Raw genomic sequence first — 21,585 nt, 5'->3', positions numbered from 1 at the left:
GGCGTCCAGTTGGGCGCTCGGCCCTGCGGGCCGCAGGTCCGCACGTCGCGCACCAGGGATCAGAGCCGGTCGCGGAGGGGCGTGGAGCGGCTCGCCTGGGAAGGAGCGGCAGCGGGGACCGGGCATTTTGCCGGGCCGGCCGCATCCCAGCCTCAGGCGCTGACCGAGGTGCTGGCCGCGGCCGTGGCGGAGGTGCCGCTGTTGCTCCTGTTCTGCGCGGCATAGGCGTCGAGCGCGCGGGTCATCGCCTGCATGAAGTCGCGCATCGGGTCGCTGTCCTGCTGCCCGGCGCCGTCATCGGCGGGGCCGGCCTGGTGGTGGCGATGCGGCCGGCCCGCCCCCTGCGTCTCGCCGGCGGTCCCCGTCGTGTCGGCATCCGCGGTGGCGGCGGTCGTGGTGCCGTCAGCGCTGCCCGAAGCGGCGGCGGCGGTGCCGTTCGCGCTGTCGGCCGCATCGGTGCTGCCGGCGCCCGGGGGAGGCCCGGGCGGGGGAGCAGGCGGCGGCCCGAGGGGCGGGCCGGCGGGCGGACCAGCGGGCCGCGCATCGGCGGCCTCGCCGGCGGCGCTGCTGCGCCGGCCATCGCTGCCGTTGCCATCCTGGCCTTGTGCGGTGCCCTGCATGCCGCCTTGGGCCTGCATCAGGAATTGCATCAGCGCGGCGGCGATCTGCGGCAGGGCGGTGCCGCCGGCCGTGCCGCTCGCATCCGTCGTGCCGGCATCGCTGGCCGTGCCCTGGCGGGTGCTGCTGCTGTCATCCGTGCTGCCGCTCGCCGGCCGCGGCGCCTGCAACCGCGCCCAGCCCTCCATGGATGCGGTGCTCGATGAACCGATCTGCATGATCGCTTCCCTCCGTCGAAGGCCCCGGACCCTTCGTCCGCTGGCCCTGGGACAGGGGGCGATCATGGTGCCAGTGTAATATTTTCCCACGCGGCCCGGCGCCACCGGCCATCCCCGGCGCCGCGCCACGCCGCAAGGCCCGGCAATCGCCGCCCGCCCGGCAGGCATTGCCGGGCGGCAGCGGCAGATTTCGCCGCTCCGCCCCCCTCAAATTGCGTGGGGAAGCGGAGTAGGGTCCCGCGAACCCGATGCCGGAGAGCGAGATGCCGCCCACCCCCTTCGACCGCGTGATCCTCGGCGATGTCGTGCTGCCCGATGCCGTGCTGCGGGATGGCTATGTGGCGGTGCGCGGGGAGGCAATCGCGGCGATCGGCCAGGGCACGCCGCCGCCGGCCGCGTCCGTCGACGACCATGCCGGCCGGCTGCTGCTGCCCGGGCTGGTGGATGGCCACATGCACACCAGCAGCAGCACCGGCTGGCCGGGGATCGAGGGGGCCTCGATGTCGGCCGCCGCCGGCGGCGTCACCACCTGCGTCGACATGCCCTATGACGTGCCGCGGCCGGTGACCGATGCCGGCATCCTGCGGGAGAAGGTGGCGGTGGTCGAGGCGACCTCGCATGTCGACATGGCGCTCTACGGCACCATCACCAAGGCGGGCGGCATCGAGGCCATCGCCGGGCTGGCCGAGGCGGGCGCCTGCTCCTTCAAGCTCTCCACCTATGAATACGACGCGGTGCGCTTCCCGCGCATCGACCACCCGACCATGCTGGCCGCCTTCCGCGAGATCGCGAAGACCGGCCTCATGTGCGCCATCCACAACGAGGACCAGGAGCTGGTGCAGCGCCTGACCGAGGAGGCGAAGGCGGCCGGGCGCACCGACCCGATCATGCATGCCCGCACCCGGCCGCCCCTGGCCGAGAGCATGGCCGATCTCGAGATCTTCGAGATGGCGCTGGAGACGGGCTGCCATGTCCACATCGCCCATTCCTCCATCGCCCGCGGCTTCGAGCTGGCCGAGATCTACCGCCGCAGCGGCGCCAGGACCTCGGGCGAGGCCTGCATCCAGTATCTCTGCATGACGGAGGAGGACCTGGTCCGGCTGCAGGGCTTCGGCAAATGCAACCCGCCCTTCCGCAGCGCCGCCGAGGTGGAGCGGATGTGGGAGGCCTTCCGCGCCGGCCGGATCGCCTATGTCTCGACCGACCACGCCCCCTGGCCGCGGGAGCGGAAGCGCTATGACGGCGACATCTTCGCCCCCGTCGCCGGGCTGACCGGGCTGCAGAGCTTCGCCCCCCTGCTCTACACGCTGCTCGCCGAGCGCGGCCTGCCGGTGACGCTGATGGCGCTCTACGGCGCCGAGCGGCCGGCCCGCTTCCACGGCCTCTTCCCGAAGAAGGGTGCCCTCCGGGTGGGGTGCGACGCCGATCTCTGCGTGCTGGAGCGCGGCGACTTCACCTTCGATGCGCGCGAGATCCGCGACCGCGAGGATGCCCGCTGGTCGCCCTATGACGGGCGGGCGATGCACGCCCGCGTCGCCGCCACCTATCTCCGCGGCGCCTGCATCTGGGACGGCAGCGCCGTGCTGGCCCGGCCCGGCAGCGGTCGCTTCGTGCCGCGCCAGCACCGCGACACCTATCTGGGGGAGGGCTGAGCCATGGCCCGCATCCTGCGCCTCGCCGGCGCCCAGATGGGCCCGAACCAGCGCGCCGACAGCCGCGCCGCCATCCTCGGCCGCATGATCGCGCTGCTGGAAGGCGCCGCCGCCCGGGGGGCGCAGCTCGTCGTCTTCCCCGAGCTCGCCTTCACCACCTTCTTCCCGCGCTGGCCGATGGAGCAGGACAGCCCGGAGCTGCTGGCCTGCTTCGAGACGGCGATGCCGAACCCACAGGTGCAGCCGCTGTTTGACCGGGCGAAGGCGCTCGGGGTCGGCTTCTATGTCGGCTATGCCGAGCTGACGCCGGAGGGGCAGCGCTTCAACAGCGCCGTCACCGTCGGGCCGGACGGGTCGATCCTGTTCAGGTACCGCAAGATCCACCTCCCGGGCTCCGACCGGGTGAAGCCCGGGCAGCGCTACCAGCAGCTCGAGAAGATGTATTTCGCCTATGGCGATACCGGCTTCCCGGCGGCGCGCGGCCCGGCTGCCTGGGGCGCGCCGGTGATGGGCATGCTGATCTGCAACGACCGCCGCTGGCCGGAGGGCTGGCGGGTGCTCGGCCTGCAGGGGGTGGAGCTGGTGCTGATCGGCTACAACTCCGCCGCCTACGATCCGAATGGCGGCGAGGGGGAGAGCGCCGAGCGCCGCACCTTCCACTCCACCCTCGCGGTGCAGGCCAATGCCTATATGAATGCGACCTGGGCGGTCTCGGTGGCGAAGGCGGGCAACGAGGACGGCGCCGGGCTGATCGGCGGCTCCTGCATCGTCGATCCGAATGGCGAGGTGGTGGCACAGGCCAAGGGGCTCGGCGACGAGCTGATCCTGGCCGAGGCGGATCTCGATGCCTGCCGCCAGGGCAAGGAGAAGATGTTCAATTTCGCCGCCCATCGCCGGCCGCAATGGTACGGGATGATCACCGAGCGGACGGGCGCGGTGCCGCCCGGCTGAACGCCCCGCGACGCCGCTGCGCGCCGCCGCGGGGGCCCGGGCGCGCCCAATGATACCAGCGGCCGTCGATAGTGACCCATCGACGGCCCCTCAGTCGCCGAGCGGTTTGCTCCGCAAACCTTGGCACCACGCCACGGGGCCCGGCGCCCGTTCGGCATGAATGAAGCATTCATGCCGTTGGTATGAGACGGGTGGCGTGCCCCGCTGCCGGTCAGCGCGACATCTTGTAGAGCTTGGTGGCGACCTCGAACATCTCCTCGGGCGCATAGTCCGGGGTGAAGGCCGAGGCGACACCCGTGAGCTGATGGATCTTGCCGCCTTCCGGCAGGCCGTCCACCACCTGCAACTCGCCCGGCGGGTCGCCCGGCAAGGCCTGCTCGCCATTGCCCCAGAGGCCGGCGATCTCCTTGTAGTCGGCCGGGCTCCAGGTATAGAGCCGGCGATGCGAGCCCTCCTGCAGGTATTTCTGGCATTCGGGGATGTTGCCGAGCGGGATGTTCGGCGTCGGCAGCACCTTGGTGATGTCGGCGCCGGTGATCTGCTTCAGCGCCAGCGCATAGGCATGCGCGTGCACCGAGCCGCGCACCAGCAGATAGCCGCAGACCTCGCGCCCGGTGAGGTCCGACAGCGTCTCGTAGACCCGCAGCTTGTGCAGCCGGGCGCCGCATTCCAAGTGGAAATTGTGCAGCAGGTCGACCACGACATTGCCGGTCGTGGTCACCATGTCGGCATTCCAGGACATGCCGTTGCTGTTCACCGGCACCGAGCCGCCGGCATGGGAGGCGAAGCTGGCGAAGGAGCGGATGTCCTTCATCGCCTCGAAGGGCGCGCCGGAGATGTCCTGCCCGCCGGTCTCGTCGCCCGCGGAATCCGGACCGTTGGCCAGCATGGCGACGCCGTTGCTCACCAGCTCGACATGGCCGAGCTCCTCGGCGGTGATGCTGGCGACCAGGGAATAGAAGGGACGCAGCTTGTCCTTGCTGCGGAAATTGAAGCTCTGGAACATGTAGTTCCCGAGCGTCGACATCTCGCCATACTTGCCGCCCAGCAGCTCCTGCAGGGCGGCGGCGGCGTTCGGATCCTTCCGCTTGGGTGCGGGCAGCTCGGCCTGAAGCTTGTCGATGCGCATGAACATCCCGGACTCTCCCTGCTGCGGCCCGCAGAGCCGCGAGGCCAGAGAACGGCCCGGGGCAACCAGGGTTCATGCGCATTCCGCGACAGTATGAAGTCACCGACGCCGCGCTGCCCGCCGGCCCATCCGAACCGGCAAGGATGCATCGGCAACCGGCAGCGCGGGCGCGGGCGCGGGCGCGCCCCGCATCCCTCGCCGTGACGGCCTATTCCACCCGGATGTCCGCCTTGCGGATCACCGGCTCCCAGCGCCGGCTGTCGGCCTCGATGACGGCGGCGAGCGCGCGGCCATCGCCGAAGCTGCTTTCGATGCCGCGCGAGGCGAGCGCCGCCCGGCCCTCCGGCGTGTCCACCGCCTGGCGCGCCGCCGACTCGAGCTTCTGCCGGATCGGCTCCGGCAGGCCGGCCGGCGCCAGCACCGCGCCCCAATTGTCCACCGCATAGCCCGGCAGCCTGGCCGCCGCGGCAACCGTCGGCACACCCGGCATCAGCGGGCTGTCCTGCCCGGCCAGGTTGCCGAGCGCCCGCAGCCGCCCGGCCTTGACCAGCTCGTCCACCGCCGAGAGCGGCGCCGAGACCAGCTCCACCTCGCCGCTGACGCAGGCCGTCACCGCCGGGCCGGTGCCGCGGTAGTGCACCTGGGTCAGCTTGCCGCCCGACATCGCATCCATCAGCTCGCAGCTCACATGGGTGATGGTGCCGAGGCCGGGCGTGCCGTGGTTCAGCCGGCCCGGCTCGCGGCGGCTGATCTCGACGACCTCCCGCAGGTCCCGCGCCTGCAGCTTCGGGCCGCCACAGATCAGGGTCGGGGCGAGCGCCACCTTCGCCACCGGCGTCAGGTCGCGCTTCAGGTCGAAGGGCAGCTGGGCATAGACGAATTGGTTGACGACGATGGTGTTGAAGACGATGACCAGCGTGTAGCCATCGGGCGGCGCCTTCGCCACCGCCTCGGTGCCGATGTTGCCGCCGGCGCCGGAGCGGTTCTCCGGCACCACCGGCTGGCCCAGCGCTTCGCCCATGCGCTGCGCCAGCAGCCGGCCGAGGATGTCGCTGCCGCCGCCGGGCGGGAAGGGAATGATCATCCGGAGCGGGCGGTTGGGGAACTCGCCGCCCTGGGCGAGGGCGGGCAAGGGCAGCGCGCCGGCGGCAACGGCCGCGAGCGGGCGCAGCAGGGTGGCGCGGCGGGTGGTGGGCATCGACGGGTCTCCTCGCCGGGGGTTTGCCCGATACGAAAGCGGGTGTCACCTGCTCACGGGCGGGGCGCGCCGAGGCCGCCACGGCCTGTGCCGGTGGGCGACTTGCTTTACTGTCCTGCGACATCGCCCCCACAGCCCAGGACCGCCGCATGTCCCGCCGCCTCACCCTCGCCGCCGCCCAGCTCGGCCCCATCCAGAAGGCCGAGGGCCGGGAGGTCGCGGTCGGCCGCATGGTGCGGCTGATGGAGACGGCGCATCGCCGCGGCGCCGAGGTGGTGGTCTTCCCCGAGCTGGCCCTGACCACCTTCTTCCCCCGCTGGTACGAGGAGGACCTCGCCAACGCCGACCATTGGTACGAGACCACCCTCCCCTCGCCGGCCACCGCGCCGCTCTTCGCGGCGGCGCGGCGCTACGGCATCGGCTTCCATCTCGGCTATGCCGAGAAGACGCCGGACGGCAGGCGCTTCAACACCGCCGCCTATGTCCATCCGAGCGGCGAGGTCGCGCTGAAATACCGCAAGGTCCACCTGCCCGGGCACAGCGAGTTCGACCCGCAGCGCCGGGTGCAGCATCTCGAGAAGCGCTATTTCGAGGTGGGCGATCTCGGCTTCCCGGTGGTCCGCGCCCCGGTCGGCGGCACCGAGGCCAATATCGGCATGCTGATCTGCAACGACCGCCGCTGGCCGGAGGCCTGGCGCATGCTCGGGCTGCAGCAGGTCGAGCTGGTCATGCTCGGCTACAACACGCCGAGCCTGAACATGGAGAACCGCGGCTTCGAGGCGCATCACCTGCGCGTCTTCCACAGCCATCTCTCGGTGCAGGCGGGGTGCTACCAGAATGCCTGCTTCGCCGCCGCCGTCGCCAAGGCGGGCACCGAGGACGGGCATGAGCTGTTCGGGCATTCCATCATCGTCAACCCGCAGGGCGAGATCATGGCCCAGGCGACGAGCTGGGGGGACGAGCTGATCCTCGCCGATTGCGATCTCGGCATGTGCGAGCTCGGCCGGCGCACCATCTTCGACTTCGCCCGGCACCGCCGGCCGGAGGCCTATGGCCGGATCACCGGCCAGACCAGCAGCGCCGCGCCGCCACGCTGGACGCCCGGCCAGGGGTGACGCCCGGCGTGGCGCGGCGCCCCCATGCCGGGCCATGCCGCGCACCGGGGTCGAGCGGGGCCGCGCAACCCGGACCCGGTCCCGCGCGCTCCGCATGGCGACGGCGCCGCTGGTGGCGCCAGGGGATGCACCGATCATGCACCGCCGCCTGCTGCTGAGCTGCCTTCCCATCGGCCTCGTCGGTCTCGCGGCCCAGGCCGAGACACCGGCCGAGCGCGCCTCGCGCCAGTTGCACCAGGAGGTGCAGCGCGACCGCGTGGCCGAGGCCGGCGGCCCCGAGGGCCCGCGGCCGGTCGAGCAGACCCCCGCCGCCCAGGCGCTGGACGTGGATCGCCGCTCCTTCCAGCCCGATGTCGGCCGGCCGGAGGAGAGCGGCTCGCCGGTCACCGGCGGCGAGATGGCGGCCACCGGCGGCGGCCGCAATCCCCAGCGGTAGGACGCCGGCGGCGCGGACCCGGCTGGGCGGGCCGGCCTGATCGGCCGAGGGCGTCCCGGCCCGGCGCGTCGCAAGGCCGTACCAGGCGCAATGGCGGGGCTGGTCCGCGTCATACCAACGGCATGAATGCGTCTTCATGCCGAGCGCCCGAACGGGCGCCGCCGCCAGTGCGGCGAAGCCAAGCAGACCGGAGGTTTGCGCCCGGCATCTGAGGGGGCCGTTGATGGGTCACCAGCAGCGGCCGTTCGTATGAGCCCGGCCACGCTTCAGACGACCGCGCGCGTCTCCAGCACCGCGGCGATCGCCGCGCGCAGCGCATCCGGGCCGATCGGCTTGCGGGCGAAGCGGTCCATGCCCGCCTCCAGGCACTCGGCCTCGGTCTCCGGCGCGGCGTGCGAGGTCAGGCCGATGATCGGCACCCGGCCCGCCGGCCCCGGCAGGGCACGGATCGCGCGCGTCGCCTCCACCCCGTCCAGCACCGGCATCAGGACATCCATGATCACCAGGTCGTAGGACCTGGCCTGCACCGCCTCGACCGCCTCGCGGCCGTTCTGCACCGTATCCACCGCATGGCCGAGCCTCGCGGCGGAGTGGTTGATCAGCAGGCGGTTGGCGAGCACGTCCTCGGCGACAAGGATGCGCAGCGGCCCATGCCAGGGCCCGGCCGAGGGGGCGGGAAGCGGCTCGGCCCGGCGCAGCGGCACCTCGCAGCGGAAGACGCTGCCGGTGCCCGGCTCGCTCTCGAGCCGGATGCTGCCGCCCATGCGCTCGAGCAGCATGCGGCAGATGGCGAGGCCGAGGCCGAGGCCGCCGAAGCGCCGCGCGACGCCGCCCTCGCCCTGCGAGAAGGGGCTGAACAGCCGCGCCTGCGCCTCCGGCGGAACGCCGATGCCGGTATCGGCGACGGTGATCCCGAGCCGCACCGAATCCTTCCCCGCCGACAGCACCGAGAGCATCGCCCGGATGCCGCCCTGCTCGGTGTACTTCACCGCGTTGCCCAGCAGCTTCAGCAACACCTGGCGCAGCCGCGCCACGTCGCCGACGACGCGCCGGGGCACGGTGTCCGCCACCTCGAAGGACAGGGACAGGCCCTTCGCCTCGGCCTGCGGCCGGATGATCCCGACCGCCGCGCCGAGGCTCTCGCGCGGGTCGAAGCTCTCCTGCCGCAGGGCCATCTCGCCGCGCTCGAGCCGGGTGACGTCGAGGATGTCGTTGACCAGGGCGAGCAGATGCTCGCCCGCCTCGCGGATGAGGTGCAGGTGCTGCGCCTGGTCCTCCCTCGGCTGCTGTTGCAGCAGCAGGCCGGACAGGCCGATCACCGCGTTCAAGGGGGTGCGCAGCTCGTGGCTCACCATGGCGAGGAATTCGGTGCGGGCCCGGGCATTGGCCTCCGCCGCCAGCCGCGCCGCCTCCTGCGCCGCCGCCGCCGCCCGGCGCTCGCTGACATCCGTGTAGGTGCGGACCGCCCGCCCATCGGCCAGCACGGTGGTGCGGACCTCGATCACCCGGCCGTTGCGCAGCTCGCGCTCATAGGTCGCGATCGCCGGCGGCCGCTCGGTCAGCACCATGCGCGTGCCGCCGCTGTCGATATCGGGCGCGGTGGCGAGATCGCCGCGCGCCACCTGCGCCCGGTACAGCTCCCGCACATCGGTCCCCGGCCGGCCGAGCGACGCCGGCAGGTCGAGCATCTCGAGCGCGCGCCGGGTCATCACCACGATCCGGTTCTCGGCATCGACCATCAGCACGCCGTGCGGGACGTTCTCGATCACCGCCGCGAGGGCGGCCTCGGCGGCGAGGGCGCGGTCGCGCGCCTCGGCCAGCACCTGCGCGTCGCGCCGCGGCGCGGTGAGGTCGGTATAGGTGCGGACATGGCTGCCATCGGGCAGATGCTCGGTGCGGATCTCGAGCACCGTGCCGTCGGGCCGGACACGCTCGTAGAGGTCGGGCGGCGCGCCGGGCGCGGAGGCGATGCTGCGGAGATGCGGATCGGGCACGGGGTCCTGGCCGAACTCGCCCGAGTCCAGCTGCCAGGCGATGATGTCGCGCAGCGGCCGGCCCGGCACCGCGAGGCCGGGCGGCAGCCCGAGCAGCTCGATCGCGCGGGCATTCGCCAGGGCGACCCGCCCCTGCGGATCGACCATCAGGATGCCCTGGCTGATATGGCCGACCGCCGCCTCGAGCACCGCATGCGCCCGGCCGGCGGCGCGGCGCCGCTGCAGCAGCAGGACCGAGACGACCACGATCAGGACCGAGAGGAGGAGGCCGAGCAGCAGCAATCGGTTGCGGTCGCTCCAGACCGGCGCCAGGACCTGCGCCGCCGGCAGGCCGACCATCACCACCAGCGGCTGGCCACCGACCTGGCGCAGCGTGACGAAGCGCTCCACCCCATCCTCGGCCGCCGACAGGCGGCGCGAGACCTGCACCGCGCCGGACGGGATCCGGAGCTCGGCCTCGCGGGGCAAGGTCCGGCCGACCATGCCGGATTCCGGCGCCCAGGCCCGCACCACCCCATCCAGCCCGATCAGGGCGATGACGCCGCCGCCGATATCGAGATCGCGGTACAGCCGCGAGAAGCTCGCGGCATCGACGCCGAAGATCGCCACGCCGACCACCTCGCCGTCGCGGCGCAACGGCCGGGAGAAGGCCAGCACCCGCCGGCGCGCCAGCCGGCCGATGAAGGGCGGGCCGACGAACAGGCGGTCTTCCGTGGGATGGTCGAGATGGCTGCGGACCGCGTCGAGGTCGGAGCGGTCGATGTCGTCCGGCCTGGTGCCCGGCGGCCCCACCAGCGTCCGCCCATCGAGCCCCACCACCAACCCGACCGGGATGTCCCCCTCCGGGTCGACGCCGCTCCAGGCCCCGAAGCTGAACCGCTCCGGATCGCGGGCATAGAGCTCCTGCGCGAAGCGCAGCCGGGCATCGATCGCCTCGATCCGCCCGGCCACCTGCGCCTCGACCGTGCGCACCATGTTGGCCGTGTCGCGGAAGGCCGTGGCAACCGCCGCCCGCTCATCCCCGCGGATGGCCAGCACCACCGCGCCCCAGAGCAGGGACAGCAGCGCCGTCGCCGCGAGGCCGACATCCAGGCTGCGCCAGCGACGCAGACGCATGCGCGCTGCCGTCATCCGGGCCGCCGCCGCGCGCCGCGAGGCAGCCAGGCTTGCATAACCAGCGTCGCGGGGACGATCGGGACCATCGCAAGCAGGGAAGCCTGCCCGGGGCCGGATTGCAACCGTCGGCTGCATGGCCGGCAACGGTGTTGCGGACGCCGCCGGCCTCTCCTCGCGCCTGCCGTATGGCCGGCTCAGGCCGTGGCCGGCGCGCCCGTCTCGAGCGCGGCGAGGAGCGCCATGGCGCCCGCCGCGCGGCAGGGCTCGATGACCGGACGCCGCGCCGCCTCGGCGGCCAGCGCGGCATGGCCGGCGAGGCCGGTGCAGCCGAGGATGATCGCCTCCGCCCCCGCCGCGGCCAGCCGGCGCGCCGCGGCCGCGATGCGCTCCCGCGGCGCCTCGGGGTCGGTCAGCACGGACATCGGCAGGTCGAGCGCCTCCCAGCCCGCGAGCCGCACCTCGAGCCCCATCGCCTGCAGCGCGCGGCGCTGGCGGGCCTCGCTCGCCGCGACGAAGCCGATGATGCCGAAGCGTTCGGCACGGCTCGCCGCCGCGGCGACGGCGCAGCGGAACATGCCGAGCACGGGCCGCGGCGTTGCCGCCCGCACCGCCTCGAGCCCGGGATCGGAGACGCAGGCGATCACATAGGCTGCGGCCGGCTCGCGCTCGACCATCCGGCAGAGCGGCAGGGCGACGGCGTGCCAGTCCTCCCAGCTGGCGATGGCCGGCGGCCCGCCGGGCAGCATGGCCACCTCCAGCCGCAGCCCGGCCGGCATGGGCAGGGGCGCCATCGCCGCGGAGATCCCCTCGGTGCAGGACCGGGTGGTGTTGGGATTGATGACCAGGATGCGTGCCGCCATGGCCCGAGCCTCGCGCCGCGCCGGGCCGTTGGGCAAGCCCCAGGACCCGGCCTGCCTAGACCCGCCACGCCAGGCCCGTCGCGCCTAGGGATGCGGGGAACGCGGGGCTGCATCGCGGCGCTTGATCCAGGCGGGGCGCCGGACCGATATTGCATTGCACAATGGATCGCGCCGTCGCTGCGCAGACAGGTCGGACCATCCAGGCTACCATCCGGCGAGTGCCGAGACCGGGGTTCCGGCCACCGGACAGGAGGAACACCATCATGCGCTGGACCCCCGAGGGCATCCCCCCGCCGCACCCGGCGACGCAGGAGACACCGCCGCTGCTGCTGGCGCTGCGGCGCGGACTGATGAACCGCTGCCCCTTCTGCGGCATCGGCCGGGTCTTCGCGGGCTATCTCCGGGTGGTGCCGGAATGCAGCCATTGCCACGCGCCGCTCGGGCTGCTGCGGGCGGATGACGCGCCGCCCTATTTCACCATCTTCCTGGCCGGCCACCTCCTGGTGCCGTGCGTGCTCTGGGTGGAGAAGACCTACCAGCCGCCCATGTGGCTGCACATGGTGGTCTGGCTGCCGCTCTTCGCCGTCATCTGCACGCTGATGCTGCGGCCCATCAAGGGCGCGGTGGTCGGCTGGATGAGCACGCTCGGCTTCGTCGCCGCCGAGCAGGAAGCGGCGCTGCCGCCCCCGGCCCGCGACCGCCTCGGCAGCCCGCATGCCTGACACCGTCCGCCGCGACGCCGGGGCGGCGGCGCCGGCCGAGGCCGATCCGGCGCAGCGGCGCCTGGCCAATCTCGTCCTGCCGGATGCGACCCCCCTGCCCTCGGCCTATGCCGAGGCGGACCGGCGCCAAGCCGTGGCCGATCTCCTCACCGAGAACCGCTTCGACCCCACCGGCGTCGCCGGCGGGCCCTTCGCCCTGCATCTCTGCGTGCGCGATGGCCGGCTGGTCTTCGACATCCGCGACGGCGAGGACACCCCGGTGCGGGCGGTGGCGCTCGCCCTCGGCCCCTTCCGGCGGCTGATCAAGGATTACCACCTGATCGTCGAGAGCCATGAGCAGGCGGTCGCCGAGGGCGGCCACGAGGCCCGCATCCAGGCGATCGACATGGGCCGGCGCGGCCTGCACAACGAGGGCGCCGAGCTGCTGACGCAGCGCCTCGAGGGCCGCATCGGCCTCGATTTCGAGACGGCGCGGCGGCTCTTCACCCTGGTCTGCGCGCTGCACCAGCGGATCTGAGCGGCGGCGGGCCGCCGCCCCGTCCGCGCCGTCCTCTCAGCGGACGACCGTCACCGCCCGCCGGTTCTGCGCCCAGGCCTGCTCGTCGGAGCCGAGCGCCTCCGGCCGGTCCTTGCCGTAGCTGATGGTCTGCAGCCGGCTGCCCGCCACGCCGTTGCTGACCAGCAGGTCGCGCGCGGCATTGGCCCGGCGCTGGCCGAGGGCGAGGTTGTACTCGCGGGTGCCGCGCTCGTCGGCATGCCCCTCGACCGTCGCCTGCACCTGCCGGTACTGCGCCAGCCACTGCGCCTGGCGCTGGATGGTCGGGCGCTGGTCGGCGCCGACCGAGGCGCTGTCGGTGGCGAAATAGACGCGGTCGCCGGCGGTCGCGGCGAGATCCTCCTGCGAGCCGGGCTGGCCGGCGCCGGCGCGCTGGCCGCCCAGGGTGGAGCCGGCGAGGCCGCCCTGCATGCCGTTGGCCGCCGCATTGCCGCTGGTCGCGGCATTCTCGGCGGAGTCGGAGCAGGCTGCCGCGAGAAGGGCAAGGGCGAGGCCCGCGGCGGGCGCGATCTTCATGCGCATCTCTCTTCGTCTGTGCGGAGGCGGCGAGTCGGAAGCGATCACCTGCCGGTGAGGGCATCGCCCGTCGCGCGCCCCGGCGCAAGCGGCGCGTGCGCATCGGCCGTCGAAACCCACCCCCTGCGGCAATCCGGCACATGGTTGCGCGTGGCGCCGGTCCGGCCGTAGCTGGCGCGGGGCCCGGCATCCGCCGCCCCGTGGAGGAGCAGGCCATGCTGACGGTGCATCACCTGGGCAAGTCGCAATCCGAGCGGATCGTCTGGCTCTGCGAGGAGCTCGGCATCCCCTACGCGCTGAAGCACTACACGCGGGATGCGGTGACGATGCTCTCGCCGCCCGAGCTGCGGGCGCTGCACCCGATCGGCGCCGCGCCGGTCATCACCGAGGGCGAGGTGCTGCTCGCGGAATCCGCGGCGATCATGGAATACATCCTGGCGCGGCATGGCGGCGGCCGGCTGGCGCCCGGGCCGGAGGCGCCGGAATTCGCCGACTATCTCTACTGGTTCCACTTCACCAACGGCACCCTGCAGCCGGTGCTGGGGCGGCTGATGCTGCTCAACCGGGCCGGGCTGCCGGCCGACCACAAGGTGCTGCTGGCGGCGCAGGAGCGGCGCGAGCGCGCCCTCGGCCATCTGGAACGACGGGTGGCGGCGCAGCCCTGGCTGGCGGGCCGGGACTTCACGGCCGCCGACATCATGATCGGCTTCACCCTGACCACCATGCGCTATTTCAGCCCGGTGGACCTCACCCCCTACCCCGCCATCCGCGCCTATCTGCAGCGGATCGCCGCCCGTCCGGCCTATCAGCGGGCGATGGCGAAGGGCGATCCCGGCATGCCCCTGCTGCTGGACTGATCCCGGCCGCGGCGCCCGGTTGCCTTTCCCGCCGCGCCGCCGCATCTGGGGCGCATGAAGATCGACGGCACCCCCTATCGCAGCGTCTGGGTGGATGCGGATGGCTGGTCCGTCCGCATCCTCGACCAGACAAGGCTGCCCTGGCAGCTCGACATCCTGCGCCTGACCGAGGCGGCGCAGGTGGCCGAGGCGATCCGCAGCATGCAGGTGCGCGGCGCGCCGCTGATCGGCGCCGTCGCCGCCTATGGCGTGGCGCTGGCGCTGCGGGCGGATGCCTCGACCGAGGCGCTGGAGCGGGCCATCGCCCTGCTCGGCGCCACCCGGCCGACCGCCATCAACCTCGGCTGGGCGCTCGGGCGCATGCGGGCCCGGCTGCACAACCTGCCGCCCGCCGAGCGGGTGGCGGCCGCCTATGCCGAGGCGCTGGCGATCGCCGACGACGATGCCGAGACCTGCCGCCGCATCGGCGCCCATGGCCTGCCGCTGCTGCAGGAGATCCAGGCGCGCAAGCCGGCCGAGCGGGTGAACGTGCTCACCCATTGCAATGCCGGCTGGCTGGCGACGGTGGATTACGGCACCGCCCTCTCCCCCATCTACCAGGCGCATGATGCCGGCATCCCGGTGCATGTCTGGGTGGACGAGACGCGGCCGCGCAACCAGGGCGCCGCGCTCACCGCCTTCGAGCTCGGCAAGCACGGCGTGCCGCACACCGTCATCGCCGACAATGCCGGCGGGCACCTGATGCAGCATGGCGAGGTCGATCTCTGCATCGTCGGCACCGACCGGGTGACGCGGCGGGGCGACGTCGCCAACAAGATCGGCACCTATCTGAAGGCGCTGGCGGCGCGCGACAACGGCGTGCCCTTCTGGGTGGCGCTGCCGCATTCGACCATCGACTGGCAGGTCGGCGACGGCGTGGCGGAGATCCCGATCGAGGCCCGCGGCGCGGCCGAGGTGACCGACCTGACCGGCCGCACCGCCGATGGGCGGATCGAGACGGTGCGCGTCGCCGCCGAGGGCAGCCCGGCGGCCAACCCGGCCTTCGACGTGACGCCGGCGCGGCTGGTGACCGGGCTGATCACCGAGCGCGGCCGTTGCGAGGCCTCCGAGGCCGGGCTGCGCGGGCTGTACGCGGACGCGCCCTGATCCTCACCGGGCCCTGTCGGCGCTCGGCGCTCCTGGCCCGTCCGTAACTTGCCTGCAATTTCACGGAAATGACTCGCCGCGCCTGCCCCGGCGCCGCCTAGAGCGTGCCCGCCGGAGGTGGACACACCGAAGGCGCGACTCACGCGACACGACACCACGCTAGGCCATGGTCCATGAACCCGGGTGAACGGACCAGGGCCTGAAGCGGATCCTGTCCGGATGACCTCATCCGGACAGGTGAAGATGCTCGTCAAAACAAATACCTAGAGCATTGCAGGTGAACGGAAGTTCACAGGGCATGCCCTAGGTCTGCCGCGATGCGGAAGGGCAGAAGCATGCGAAATCAATCGATTGGACCGGGGCCCGTGCTGCTCGCCCTGGGCCTGGCGACGGGCCTCGGCCTTCCGGCCGGGGCGCAGGCCCAGGACGCCGCCCGGATGGAGGCGATCGAGCGCCAGATCCGCAGCCTGCAATCCGAGCTGACGCGCATGCGGCGCGACATGCAGGCGCGCGAGGCCGAGACCCGGGCCGCGAAGCAGCAGGCCAGCGAAGCCCGGGCCGAGGCGCAGGCGGCGCAGCGCCGCCTCGACACCACGCCGCCGCCGGCCCGCCTCACCGAGGCGCCGCCCGCCGACCAGGTGCGCCTCGCCTTCGAGCGGGGCCGCCCGACCATCACCTCGGGCGACGGCCGCTTCCGCGCCTCGCTCGGCGGCCAGGTGCAATGGGATGTCGGCGGCGCCCTGCAGGACAGCCCGGGCTTCGGCGGCAACCCGGCGGCGCGGCTCGACAGCTTCGGGCAGAACCTGCGCCGCGCCCGGCTGTTCTTCAGCCTCGGCTACGACGACTTCACCCTCAACCTGACGCCGGATTTCGGCGGCTCGCCGGACGGCACGCCGACGCTCTACGAGGCGAATTTCAACTGGTCGCCGGTGAAGCCCCTGGCGCTGACCCTCGGCTACTACAAGCCCTATTACGGGCTCGCCGATTCCATGAGCTCCAACGACTTCCTGATGCTGGAGCGGCCGGGCATCATCGAGATCGCCCGCGGCATCGCCGCCGGCGATTCCCGCGCCTCGATCGGCGGCCGCTGGGCGGCGGAGCGCTGGTTCGCCGCGGCCTACCTGACCGGCGACAGCTACGGCTCGAACAGCACCCAGGCGACCAGCGGCCAGACCGGCGGCGTCGCGCGGCTCGCCGGCCGGCCCTATGCCGATGCCGACACGGATGTGCATCTCGGCGTCACCGGCTCCTACGCCTTCGACCTCCGGCGGCAGGCGGATGGCCAGTCGCTGCGCCTGCGCGACCGGCCGGAATGGCGCATCGACCAGACGCGGCTGATCGACACCGGCGCCCTCGCCGCCGACAGCGCCTATACCTGGGGCCCGGAATTCGGCCTGCGCTGGCGGAATTTCATGCTCCAGGGCGAGTATGTGCGGATCGGGGTGAACCAGTCCCAGGCCAGCGGGGTGCCGCGGCCGGATCTCGGCTTCGAGGGCGGCTATGTGGAGGGGAGCTGGGTTATCACCGGCGAGCCGCGGCGCTACAGCACCGCCTCCGGCGCCTTCGGCCGGCCGAGCCCGGCCCGGCCCTTCGATTTCGCCGGGGGCGGCTGGGGGGCCTGGGAGGCGATGGCCCGCTACAGCGTCGTCGACCTGAACGACCACGCGACGCGCGGCCGGGCGCAGGCGGCCACGGGCGGCGTCTTCGGCGGGCGGCAGGAGGTCGTCGGCATGGGCCTCTCCTGGTACCCGAACAATTTCCTGCGCTTCATGCTCAACTGGGACATCGTCAACGTGGACCGGCTGAATGCCGCCGGCACGACGCAGATCGGCAAGCGTTTCCACACCCTGGCGCTGCGCACCCAGTTCGCCTTCTGACCTCGGCGGGCGCCTGCCCTGCCGCGCGGGCGTCCCCCTTTCTCCGTCTGGCCCCGGTCGGGCCAGGGGCATGCCGGCTCACACCAGGTGCACGCCGGTCCGACCTGCGGCCCGCAGGGCCGAGCGCCCGAATGGGTGTTGCGCCGAGTGGCGCGAAGCCAAGCGACCCGGAGGGTTCCGCCGGGCGCCAAGGGGACTGCCGATGGGGGCCGTTGATGGGTCGCCAGCAACGGCCGTTCGTATCACACCACCCGGCCGGCCGGCGGATAGGAGGCGCCGGGCGCGGCCCGCGGCAGCGGCAGCACCGCCTGCCGGCCGCTCCACTCCAGCAGCGCCAAGCCGCCGACCAACAGCCCGCCGGCGCCGCAGGCGGCCCAGAAGCAGAGCATCGGCGGCACCCGGCCCGGCGCCAACGCATCGCTCAACAGCAGCGCGACCAGCGCGGTGATGAGCAGCAGCGCGCTCCCGATCAGCGCGCAGGCAATGCGTTGCATGGTGACTTCATCCTTCGCTCGCCTCCCGGGCGGGGCGCCCGGCTCACCCCCCTTGAATACCGGGGGCAGGGCATGAAGGGGGAAAGCCTGGGGCGATTTCATGGCAAAGCCTGCCCACGCGCTGCCCAGGCGAGGGGCAGGGCGCCGGACGAACCGCCCATCCCCCAGGCATCGGCCGGCCGGGCCGGCGCGGAACCGGCCGGCCGCCCGGTTGCGCCCCCCTGCCGGATGGGGGAGGCTCCCGCCGCCTTCACCGCCCGCCGGAGCCCCGTCCCGATGCGTCTGCTGACCGCCGCCCTTGTCCTTGCCCTCGGCCTCGCCGGGACCGCGGGGGCGCAGACCATCACCGTGGGCGCCAGGGAGTCCGGCCAGCCGCCGCTGCGCTGCGGGGTCGACGGCACCTATGCGCCGCACGCCTTCCCCTCCCTGCAGGGCGGGCTGCAGGGCTTCCAGATCGACCTGTTCGATGCCGTCGGCAAGAAGCTGAACCGGCCGGTCGAGATCACCGGCGCCAGCTTCTCCGGCCTCATCCCGGCGATGAATGCCGGCCGCTACGACTTCCTCTGCGCCCCGACCACGGTGACGCCCGAGCGGGCCGCCAACCTGCTCTTCACCGAGGGCTATCTCTGGACCGAGCTGCAATTCGGCATCAAGCGCGGCACGGCGCCGATCAAGGCCGAGGAGGATCTCCGCGGCAAGACGATCAGCGTCAACAAGGGCACGCCCTACGAGCAATGGGTGCGCAACAACGCCGAGCGGCTGGGCCTGACGCTGCTCGCCTTCGACAGCCAGGCGGATGCGGTGCAGGCGGTGCTGCAGGGAAGGGCCTATGCCAACCTCGCCGGCAACACGGTGGTGAAGTACTCGGCCACCCGCACGCCGCAATACGTCGCCGATTTCGTGCTGCCCGGCACCCGCTTCCACTGGGGCACCCCCTTCCGCCAGGACAGCGCGGCGATGCGCAACCAGGTGGAGAGGGTGATCGAGTGCCTGAAACAGGAGGGCACCGTCGCCGCCCTGTCGAAGACGTGGTTCGGCGCCGAGCCGAAGCCGGACGATGCCGAGCGGGTGGTCTTCCCCGGCTTCGGCGTGCCCGGCATGCCCGGCTACGAGGAGACCCCGCACGCGGTGGCCTGCCCATGAGCCTTGCCGCGCCCCGGCCCGGGGCAGACACCGGCGCGGCGCGGCCCATCGTCGAGGCGCGGGCGATCCACAAGCATTTCGGCCCGCTGCATGTCCTGAAGGGGGTGGATCTGGCGGTCGCCGAGCGGGAGCTGGTCTTCATCATCGGCCCCTCCGGCTCCGGCAAGTCGACCCTGCTGCGCTGCCTGAACCGGCTGGAGGAGCCCTCCTCCGGCAGCGTCACGGTGGAGGGGATCGACCTGCTGGACCGCCGGACCGACCTCAACGCGGCGCGGCAGCGGATCGGGATGGTCTTCCAGTCCTTCAACCTCTACCCGCACATGACCGCGCTCGGGAATGTCGCGCTGGCGCTGCGCAAGGTGCAGGGCAAGGGGCGCGCCGAGGCCGAGGCCCGGGCCCGCGCGGCGCTCGCGCGCGTGCATCTCGAGGACCGCGCCGGGCACCATCCCGGGCAGCTCTCCGGCGGCCAGCAGCAGCGCGTGGCCATCGCCCGCGCCATCGCGCTCGAGCCGCGGGTGATGCTGTTCGACGAGCCGACCTCGGCGCTCGACCCCGAGCTGGTGGGCGGCGTGCTGCAGGTGATGCGGGAGCTGCGCGAGGACGGCATGACCATGGTCGTGGTCAGCCACGAGATGGGCTTCGCCCGCGCCGCCGCCGACCGGGTGGTCTTCATGGCCGATGGCCGCATCGTCGAGCAGGGGCCACCGGCCGAGATCTTCGGCGCGCCGCGGGAGGAGCGGACCCGCGCCTTCATCGGCCAGGTCGAGCGGCACTGAGCGATGCGGCCGGATGACGCGCGCTCAGGTCGCGGGGCTGTCGCAGGTCTTGGGCGGGCGGGTGAAGGCGATCCAGGCATCGCCGCTGCGCAGGCAGCCGAGCTCCCACTTGCCCTCGAAGACCCGGCCATCCACCTCCAGCCGCCCCTCGCCATGCGGGCCGGAGAGGAACCAGCCGCCCTCATAGACCAGCCCGGCGCCCGGGATCATGAAGCGGCCGCCGGTGAAGCGGTCGTCGTGATAGGCGCCCTCCTCCTGCACCACCAGCCGGCCGCCCTCGTAATGCGAGAGCCGGCCCTTGCCCTCCGCCTTGCCGGCCTGCAGCGCCCCCTCATAGACCATCTGCTTCTCCCGCCCGGCCTCCCGCCAGGTGGTGACGGCCCGGCCCTCGCCCTCGGCCGGGCCCTCCGGGCAGGGGCCCGTCCAGCTGCCGGCCAGCCCCTCGGCATTGGCCGGCAGGCCGCCGACCCAGATCCAGCAGCCGCCGGCCCCATCGGCGATGAAGCCGGCGCGGCCGCCCGGCACGGCGCGCTGCGCCTCCGGCGGCGGGCTGAAGCCGGCGAGCAGCAGCAGGGCGAGGGGCAGCAGGCGAAGGCGCGAAGACAACGGCATCAGGTCATCTCTCCGGCTGGGTCCCGCAAGCTCTGCACCGGCCGGCGCGGCCTGGACAAGTCCCGATTGGGCAGGTCCCGGCCGCGGAGTGGCCGCGCATGAGCAATTGGGACAGGTTCCTCGACTCCTTCTTCAACGCGCGGGTCGCCTGGGAGTATCTGCCGCGGATCGTTGACGGCTTCTGGCTGACGATCCTGCTCGCCCTCTGCATCATCGCCAGCGGCCTGGCCGCCGGCCTCGGCCTGGCGGTGGCGCGGAGCCTCGGCCTGAGGCCGCTGAACTGGCTCATCGTCTTCCTGGTCGACCTGTTCCGCGCCCTGCCGCCGCTGGTCATCATCGCCCTGCTCTATTTCGGCCTGCCGGCGGCCGGCCTCTCCCTCTCCGGCTTCGCCGCGACCTGGCTCTCCCTCTCCCTGGTCCTCATGGCCTTCGCCGAGGAGATCATCTGGGCCGGCATCACCGCGACGCCGCGCGGCCAGTGGGAGGCGGCGCGCTCCACCGGCCTCTCCTTCCTCCAGACCCTCGGCTGGGTGGTGCTGCCGCAGGCGCTGCGGATGGTGATCCCGCCGCTGACCAACCGCACCATCGCCATCACCAAGGGCACGGCGCTCGGCTCGGTGGTCGCGGTCTCGGAGATCCTCGGCGCGGCGCAGGCCGGCGTCTCCTTCTCCTTCAACCCGACGCCGCTGACGCTCGGCGCCCTCGCCTATGTCGTGCTCTTCGTTCCGGTGGTCATCCTCGGCCGCTGGATCGAGACGCGCTTCGCCTGGAAGCGGTAGCCCGCCATGCGATCGCGGAGGACCGCAGCCAAAGGCGAGGACCGCAGCGTGAATCGCATGGCCAGATCCACGCGATCGCGGAGGACCGCAGCGTGAGCCGCGTGGAGACGCCATGAGCCTCGACGACTTCCTCCTCGCCTTCTTCTCGCTCGACATCCTGCGGGAGGCCTGGCCGATCCTCTGGCTGGGGCTGCAGCAGACGCTGCTGCTCTCGGTGATCGTCGTCCCGCTCGGCCTCGTCGGCGGCACCGTCCTGGCGCTGCTCTCGACCGTGCACCACCCGCTGGTGCGCTGGCCGCTCATGGCCTGGGTCGATTTCTTCCGCGCCTTGCCGCCGCTGGTGCTGCTGATCTTCATCTATGCCGGCCTGCCCTTCGCCGGGCTGGAGGTCTCGGCGCTCGGCGCGGTGGCGATCGGCTTCTTCCTGAACACGGGCGCCTATTACGGCGAGGTGCTGCGGGCCGGGATCGAGAGCGTGCCGCGCGGGCAGATGGAGGCGGCGCGCTCCACCGGCCTCTCGCGCGCCCAGGCGCTCGCCTATGTCATCCTGCCGCAGGCGGTGCGCAACGTGCTGCCGGACCTCATCAGCAACACGCTGGAGGTGGTGAAGCTCACCTCCATCGCCTCGGTGGTGGCGCTGCCGGAGCTGCTCTTCCAGGCCCGGCAGGCGCAGAGCGTGACCTACAACGCGACCCCGATCATGGCGGCGGCGGTGATCTACTTCCTGCTGCTCTGGCCGGTGGTGCGGCTGCTGAGCCGGCTGGAGAACCGGCAGCTCGCCGGGCGGCAATAGCGCCGCCCAGCAGCGCCGCCCAACAGC

Annotated in this window: 21 protein-coding genes; 13 read left to right on the top strand and 8 right to left on the bottom strand. The window is 72.8% G+C overall.

All coding sequences use genetic code 11. From position 1 onward, the window contains the following. Positions 1–152: 152 nt before the first annotated feature. Positions 153–836, bottom strand: coding sequence for a hypothetical protein (locus DOO78_RS16625; RefSeq protein ID WP_128080075.1), 684 nt, complete (start codon positions 834–836; stop codon positions 153–155). A gap of 263 nt (positions 837–1,099) precedes the next feature. Here DOO78_RS16625 and DOO78_RS16620 point away from each other — a divergent pair, with 263 nt between their 5' ends. Beyond that, positions 1,100–2,488 carry a dihydroorotase gene (locus DOO78_RS16620; RefSeq protein WP_111471050.1) on the top strand — a complete coding sequence of 463 codons (1,389 nt, stop codon included), beginning with the start codon at positions 1,100–1,102 and terminating at the stop codon, positions 2,486–2,488. Positions 2,489–2,491: 3 nt separating this feature from the next. Continuing rightward, positions 2,492–3,439: an N-carbamoyl-D-amino-acid hydrolase gene (locus DOO78_RS16615; RefSeq protein ID WP_111470987.1), complete on the top strand. Its 948-nt coding sequence runs from the start codon at positions 2,492–2,494 to the stop codon at positions 3,437–3,439. A gap of 211 nt (positions 3,440–3,650) precedes the next feature. Here the strand turns inward: DOO78_RS16615 and DOO78_RS16610 are convergent, their stop codons facing one another. Next, complete coding sequence (locus DOO78_RS16610; RefSeq protein ID WP_111470986.1) at positions 3,651–4,574, bottom strand: manganese catalase family protein; 924 nt, start codon at positions 4,572–4,574, stop codon at positions 3,651–3,653. A gap of 202 nt (positions 4,575–4,776) precedes the next feature. Further along, positions 4,777–5,766 (bottom strand): Bug family tripartite tricarboxylate transporter substrate binding protein, encoded by a 990-nt coding sequence (locus tag DOO78_RS16605; protein WP_111470985.1) that lies wholly within the window; start codon positions 5,764–5,766, stop codon positions 4,777–4,779. A 149-nt stretch (positions 5,767–5,915) separates the two neighbouring features. Between DOO78_RS16605 and DOO78_RS16600 the strand changes: the two genes are divergently transcribed. Continuing rightward, positions 5,916–6,881: an N-carbamoyl-D-amino-acid hydrolase gene (locus tag DOO78_RS16600; protein WP_111470984.1), complete on the top strand. Its 966-nt coding sequence runs from the start codon at positions 5,916–5,918 to the stop codon at positions 6,879–6,881. Between the two features lie 136 nt (positions 6,882–7,017). Next, positions 7,018–7,317, top strand: a complete 300-nt coding sequence (locus DOO78_RS16595) for a hypothetical protein (protein WP_111470983.1) — start codon at positions 7,018–7,020, stop codon at positions 7,315–7,317. A gap of 266 nt (positions 7,318–7,583) precedes the next feature. On the opposite strand, the gene DOO78_RS16590 is transcribed toward DOO78_RS16595, so the two are convergent. Next, a complete protein-coding gene (locus DOO78_RS16590; RefSeq protein WP_111470982.1) occupies positions 7,584–10,427 on the bottom strand; it encodes a PAS-domain containing protein in 2,844 nt (947 codons plus the stop codon). A gap of 194 nt (positions 10,428–10,621) precedes the next feature. After that, complete coding sequence (locus tag DOO78_RS16585) at positions 10,622–11,287, bottom strand: aspartate/glutamate racemase family protein (RefSeq protein ID WP_111470981.1); 666 nt, start codon at positions 11,285–11,287, stop codon at positions 10,622–10,624. A gap of 263 nt (positions 11,288–11,550) precedes the next feature. Here DOO78_RS16585 and DOO78_RS16580 point away from each other — a divergent pair, with 263 nt between their 5' ends. Next, positions 11,551–12,009, top strand: a complete 459-nt coding sequence (locus DOO78_RS16580) for a DUF983 domain-containing protein (protein ID WP_111470980.1) — start codon at positions 11,551–11,553, stop codon at positions 12,007–12,009. After that, positions 12,002–12,526, top strand: coding sequence for a UPF0262 family protein (locus DOO78_RS16575; protein ID WP_111470979.1), 525 nt, complete (start codon positions 12,002–12,004; stop codon positions 12,524–12,526). Before DOO78_RS16580 ends, DOO78_RS16575 begins: the two co-directional genes overlap by 8 nt. 36 nt (positions 12,527–12,562) lie before the next feature. Here DOO78_RS16575 and pal read toward each other — a convergent pair whose 3' ends face one another. Next, positions 12,563–13,087 (bottom strand): peptidoglycan-associated lipoprotein Pal, encoded by a 525-nt coding sequence (pal, locus tag DOO78_RS16570; protein WP_111470978.1) that lies wholly within the window; start codon positions 13,085–13,087, stop codon positions 12,563–12,565. A 194-nt stretch (positions 13,088–13,281) separates the two neighbouring features. Between pal and DOO78_RS16565 the strand changes: the two genes are divergently transcribed. The 3 genes from DOO78_RS16565 (at position 13,282) to DOO78_RS16555 (ending at position 16,961) form a co-directional block, all read left to right on the top strand. Then, positions 13,282–13,938, top strand: a complete 657-nt coding sequence (locus tag DOO78_RS16565; protein ID WP_207802942.1) for a glutathione S-transferase family protein — start codon at positions 13,282–13,284, stop codon at positions 13,936–13,938. A 54-nt stretch (positions 13,939–13,992) separates the two neighbouring features. Continuing rightward, the gene (gene mtnA / locus DOO78_RS16560; RefSeq protein WP_111470976.1) at positions 13,993–15,084 is read left to right on the top strand and encodes an S-methyl-5-thioribose-1-phosphate isomerase; all 1,092 of its coding nucleotides are present in this window, start codon (positions 13,993–13,995) and stop codon (positions 15,082–15,084) included. Positions 15,085–15,449: 365 nt separating this feature from the next. After that, positions 15,450–16,961, top strand: a complete 1,512-nt coding sequence (locus DOO78_RS16555) for a porin (protein WP_165838935.1) — start codon at positions 15,450–15,452, stop codon at positions 16,959–16,961. A 242-nt stretch (positions 16,962–17,203) separates the two neighbouring features. On the opposite strand, the gene DOO78_RS16550 is transcribed toward DOO78_RS16555, so the two are convergent. Next, the gene (locus tag DOO78_RS16550; protein WP_111470974.1) at positions 17,204–17,455 is read right to left on the bottom strand and encodes a hypothetical protein; all 252 of its coding nucleotides are present in this window, start codon (positions 17,453–17,455) and stop codon (positions 17,204–17,206) included. 276 nt (positions 17,456–17,731) lie between these two features. On the opposite strand from DOO78_RS16550, the gene DOO78_RS16545 reads away from it, so the two are divergent. Both DOO78_RS16545 and DOO78_RS16540 read left to right on the top strand, forming a co-directional pair. Continuing rightward, on the top strand, positions 17,732–18,598 hold the full coding sequence (locus DOO78_RS16545; protein ID WP_111470973.1) for a transporter substrate-binding domain-containing protein: 867 nt from the start codon (positions 17,732–17,734) through the stop codon (positions 18,596–18,598). Further along, positions 18,595–19,374 (top strand): amino acid ABC transporter ATP-binding protein, encoded by a 780-nt coding sequence (locus DOO78_RS16540; protein ID WP_111470972.1) that lies wholly within the window; start codon positions 18,595–18,597, stop codon positions 19,372–19,374. Before DOO78_RS16545 ends, DOO78_RS16540 begins: the two co-directional genes overlap by 4 nt. A gap of 24 nt (positions 19,375–19,398) precedes the next feature. Here DOO78_RS16540 and DOO78_RS16535 read toward each other — a convergent pair whose 3' ends face one another. Continuing rightward, complete coding sequence (locus DOO78_RS16535) at positions 19,399–19,980, bottom strand: hypothetical protein (protein WP_128080074.1); 582 nt, start codon at positions 19,978–19,980, stop codon at positions 19,399–19,401. A 104-nt stretch (positions 19,981–20,084) separates the two neighbouring features. Between DOO78_RS16535 and DOO78_RS16530 the strand changes: the two genes are divergently transcribed. Further along, positions 20,085–20,765 (top strand): amino acid ABC transporter permease, encoded by a 681-nt coding sequence (locus DOO78_RS16530; protein WP_111470970.1) that lies wholly within the window; start codon positions 20,085–20,087, stop codon positions 20,763–20,765. A 112-nt stretch (positions 20,766–20,877) separates the two neighbouring features. After that, positions 20,878–21,558: an amino acid ABC transporter permease gene (locus DOO78_RS16525; protein ID WP_111470969.1), complete on the top strand. Its 681-nt coding sequence runs from the start codon at positions 20,878–20,880 to the stop codon at positions 21,556–21,558. Positions 21,559–21,585 lie beyond the last annotated feature (27 nt).

The organism is Roseicella frigidaeris, from assembly GCF_003258945.1.
GTDB lineage: Bacteria > Pseudomonadota > Alphaproteobacteria > Acetobacterales > Acetobacteraceae > Paracraurococcus > Paracraurococcus frigidaeris.
The sequence above is the reverse complement of the archived record's forward strand: the minus strand, read 5'-3'. Positions and strand labels throughout refer to the sequence as shown.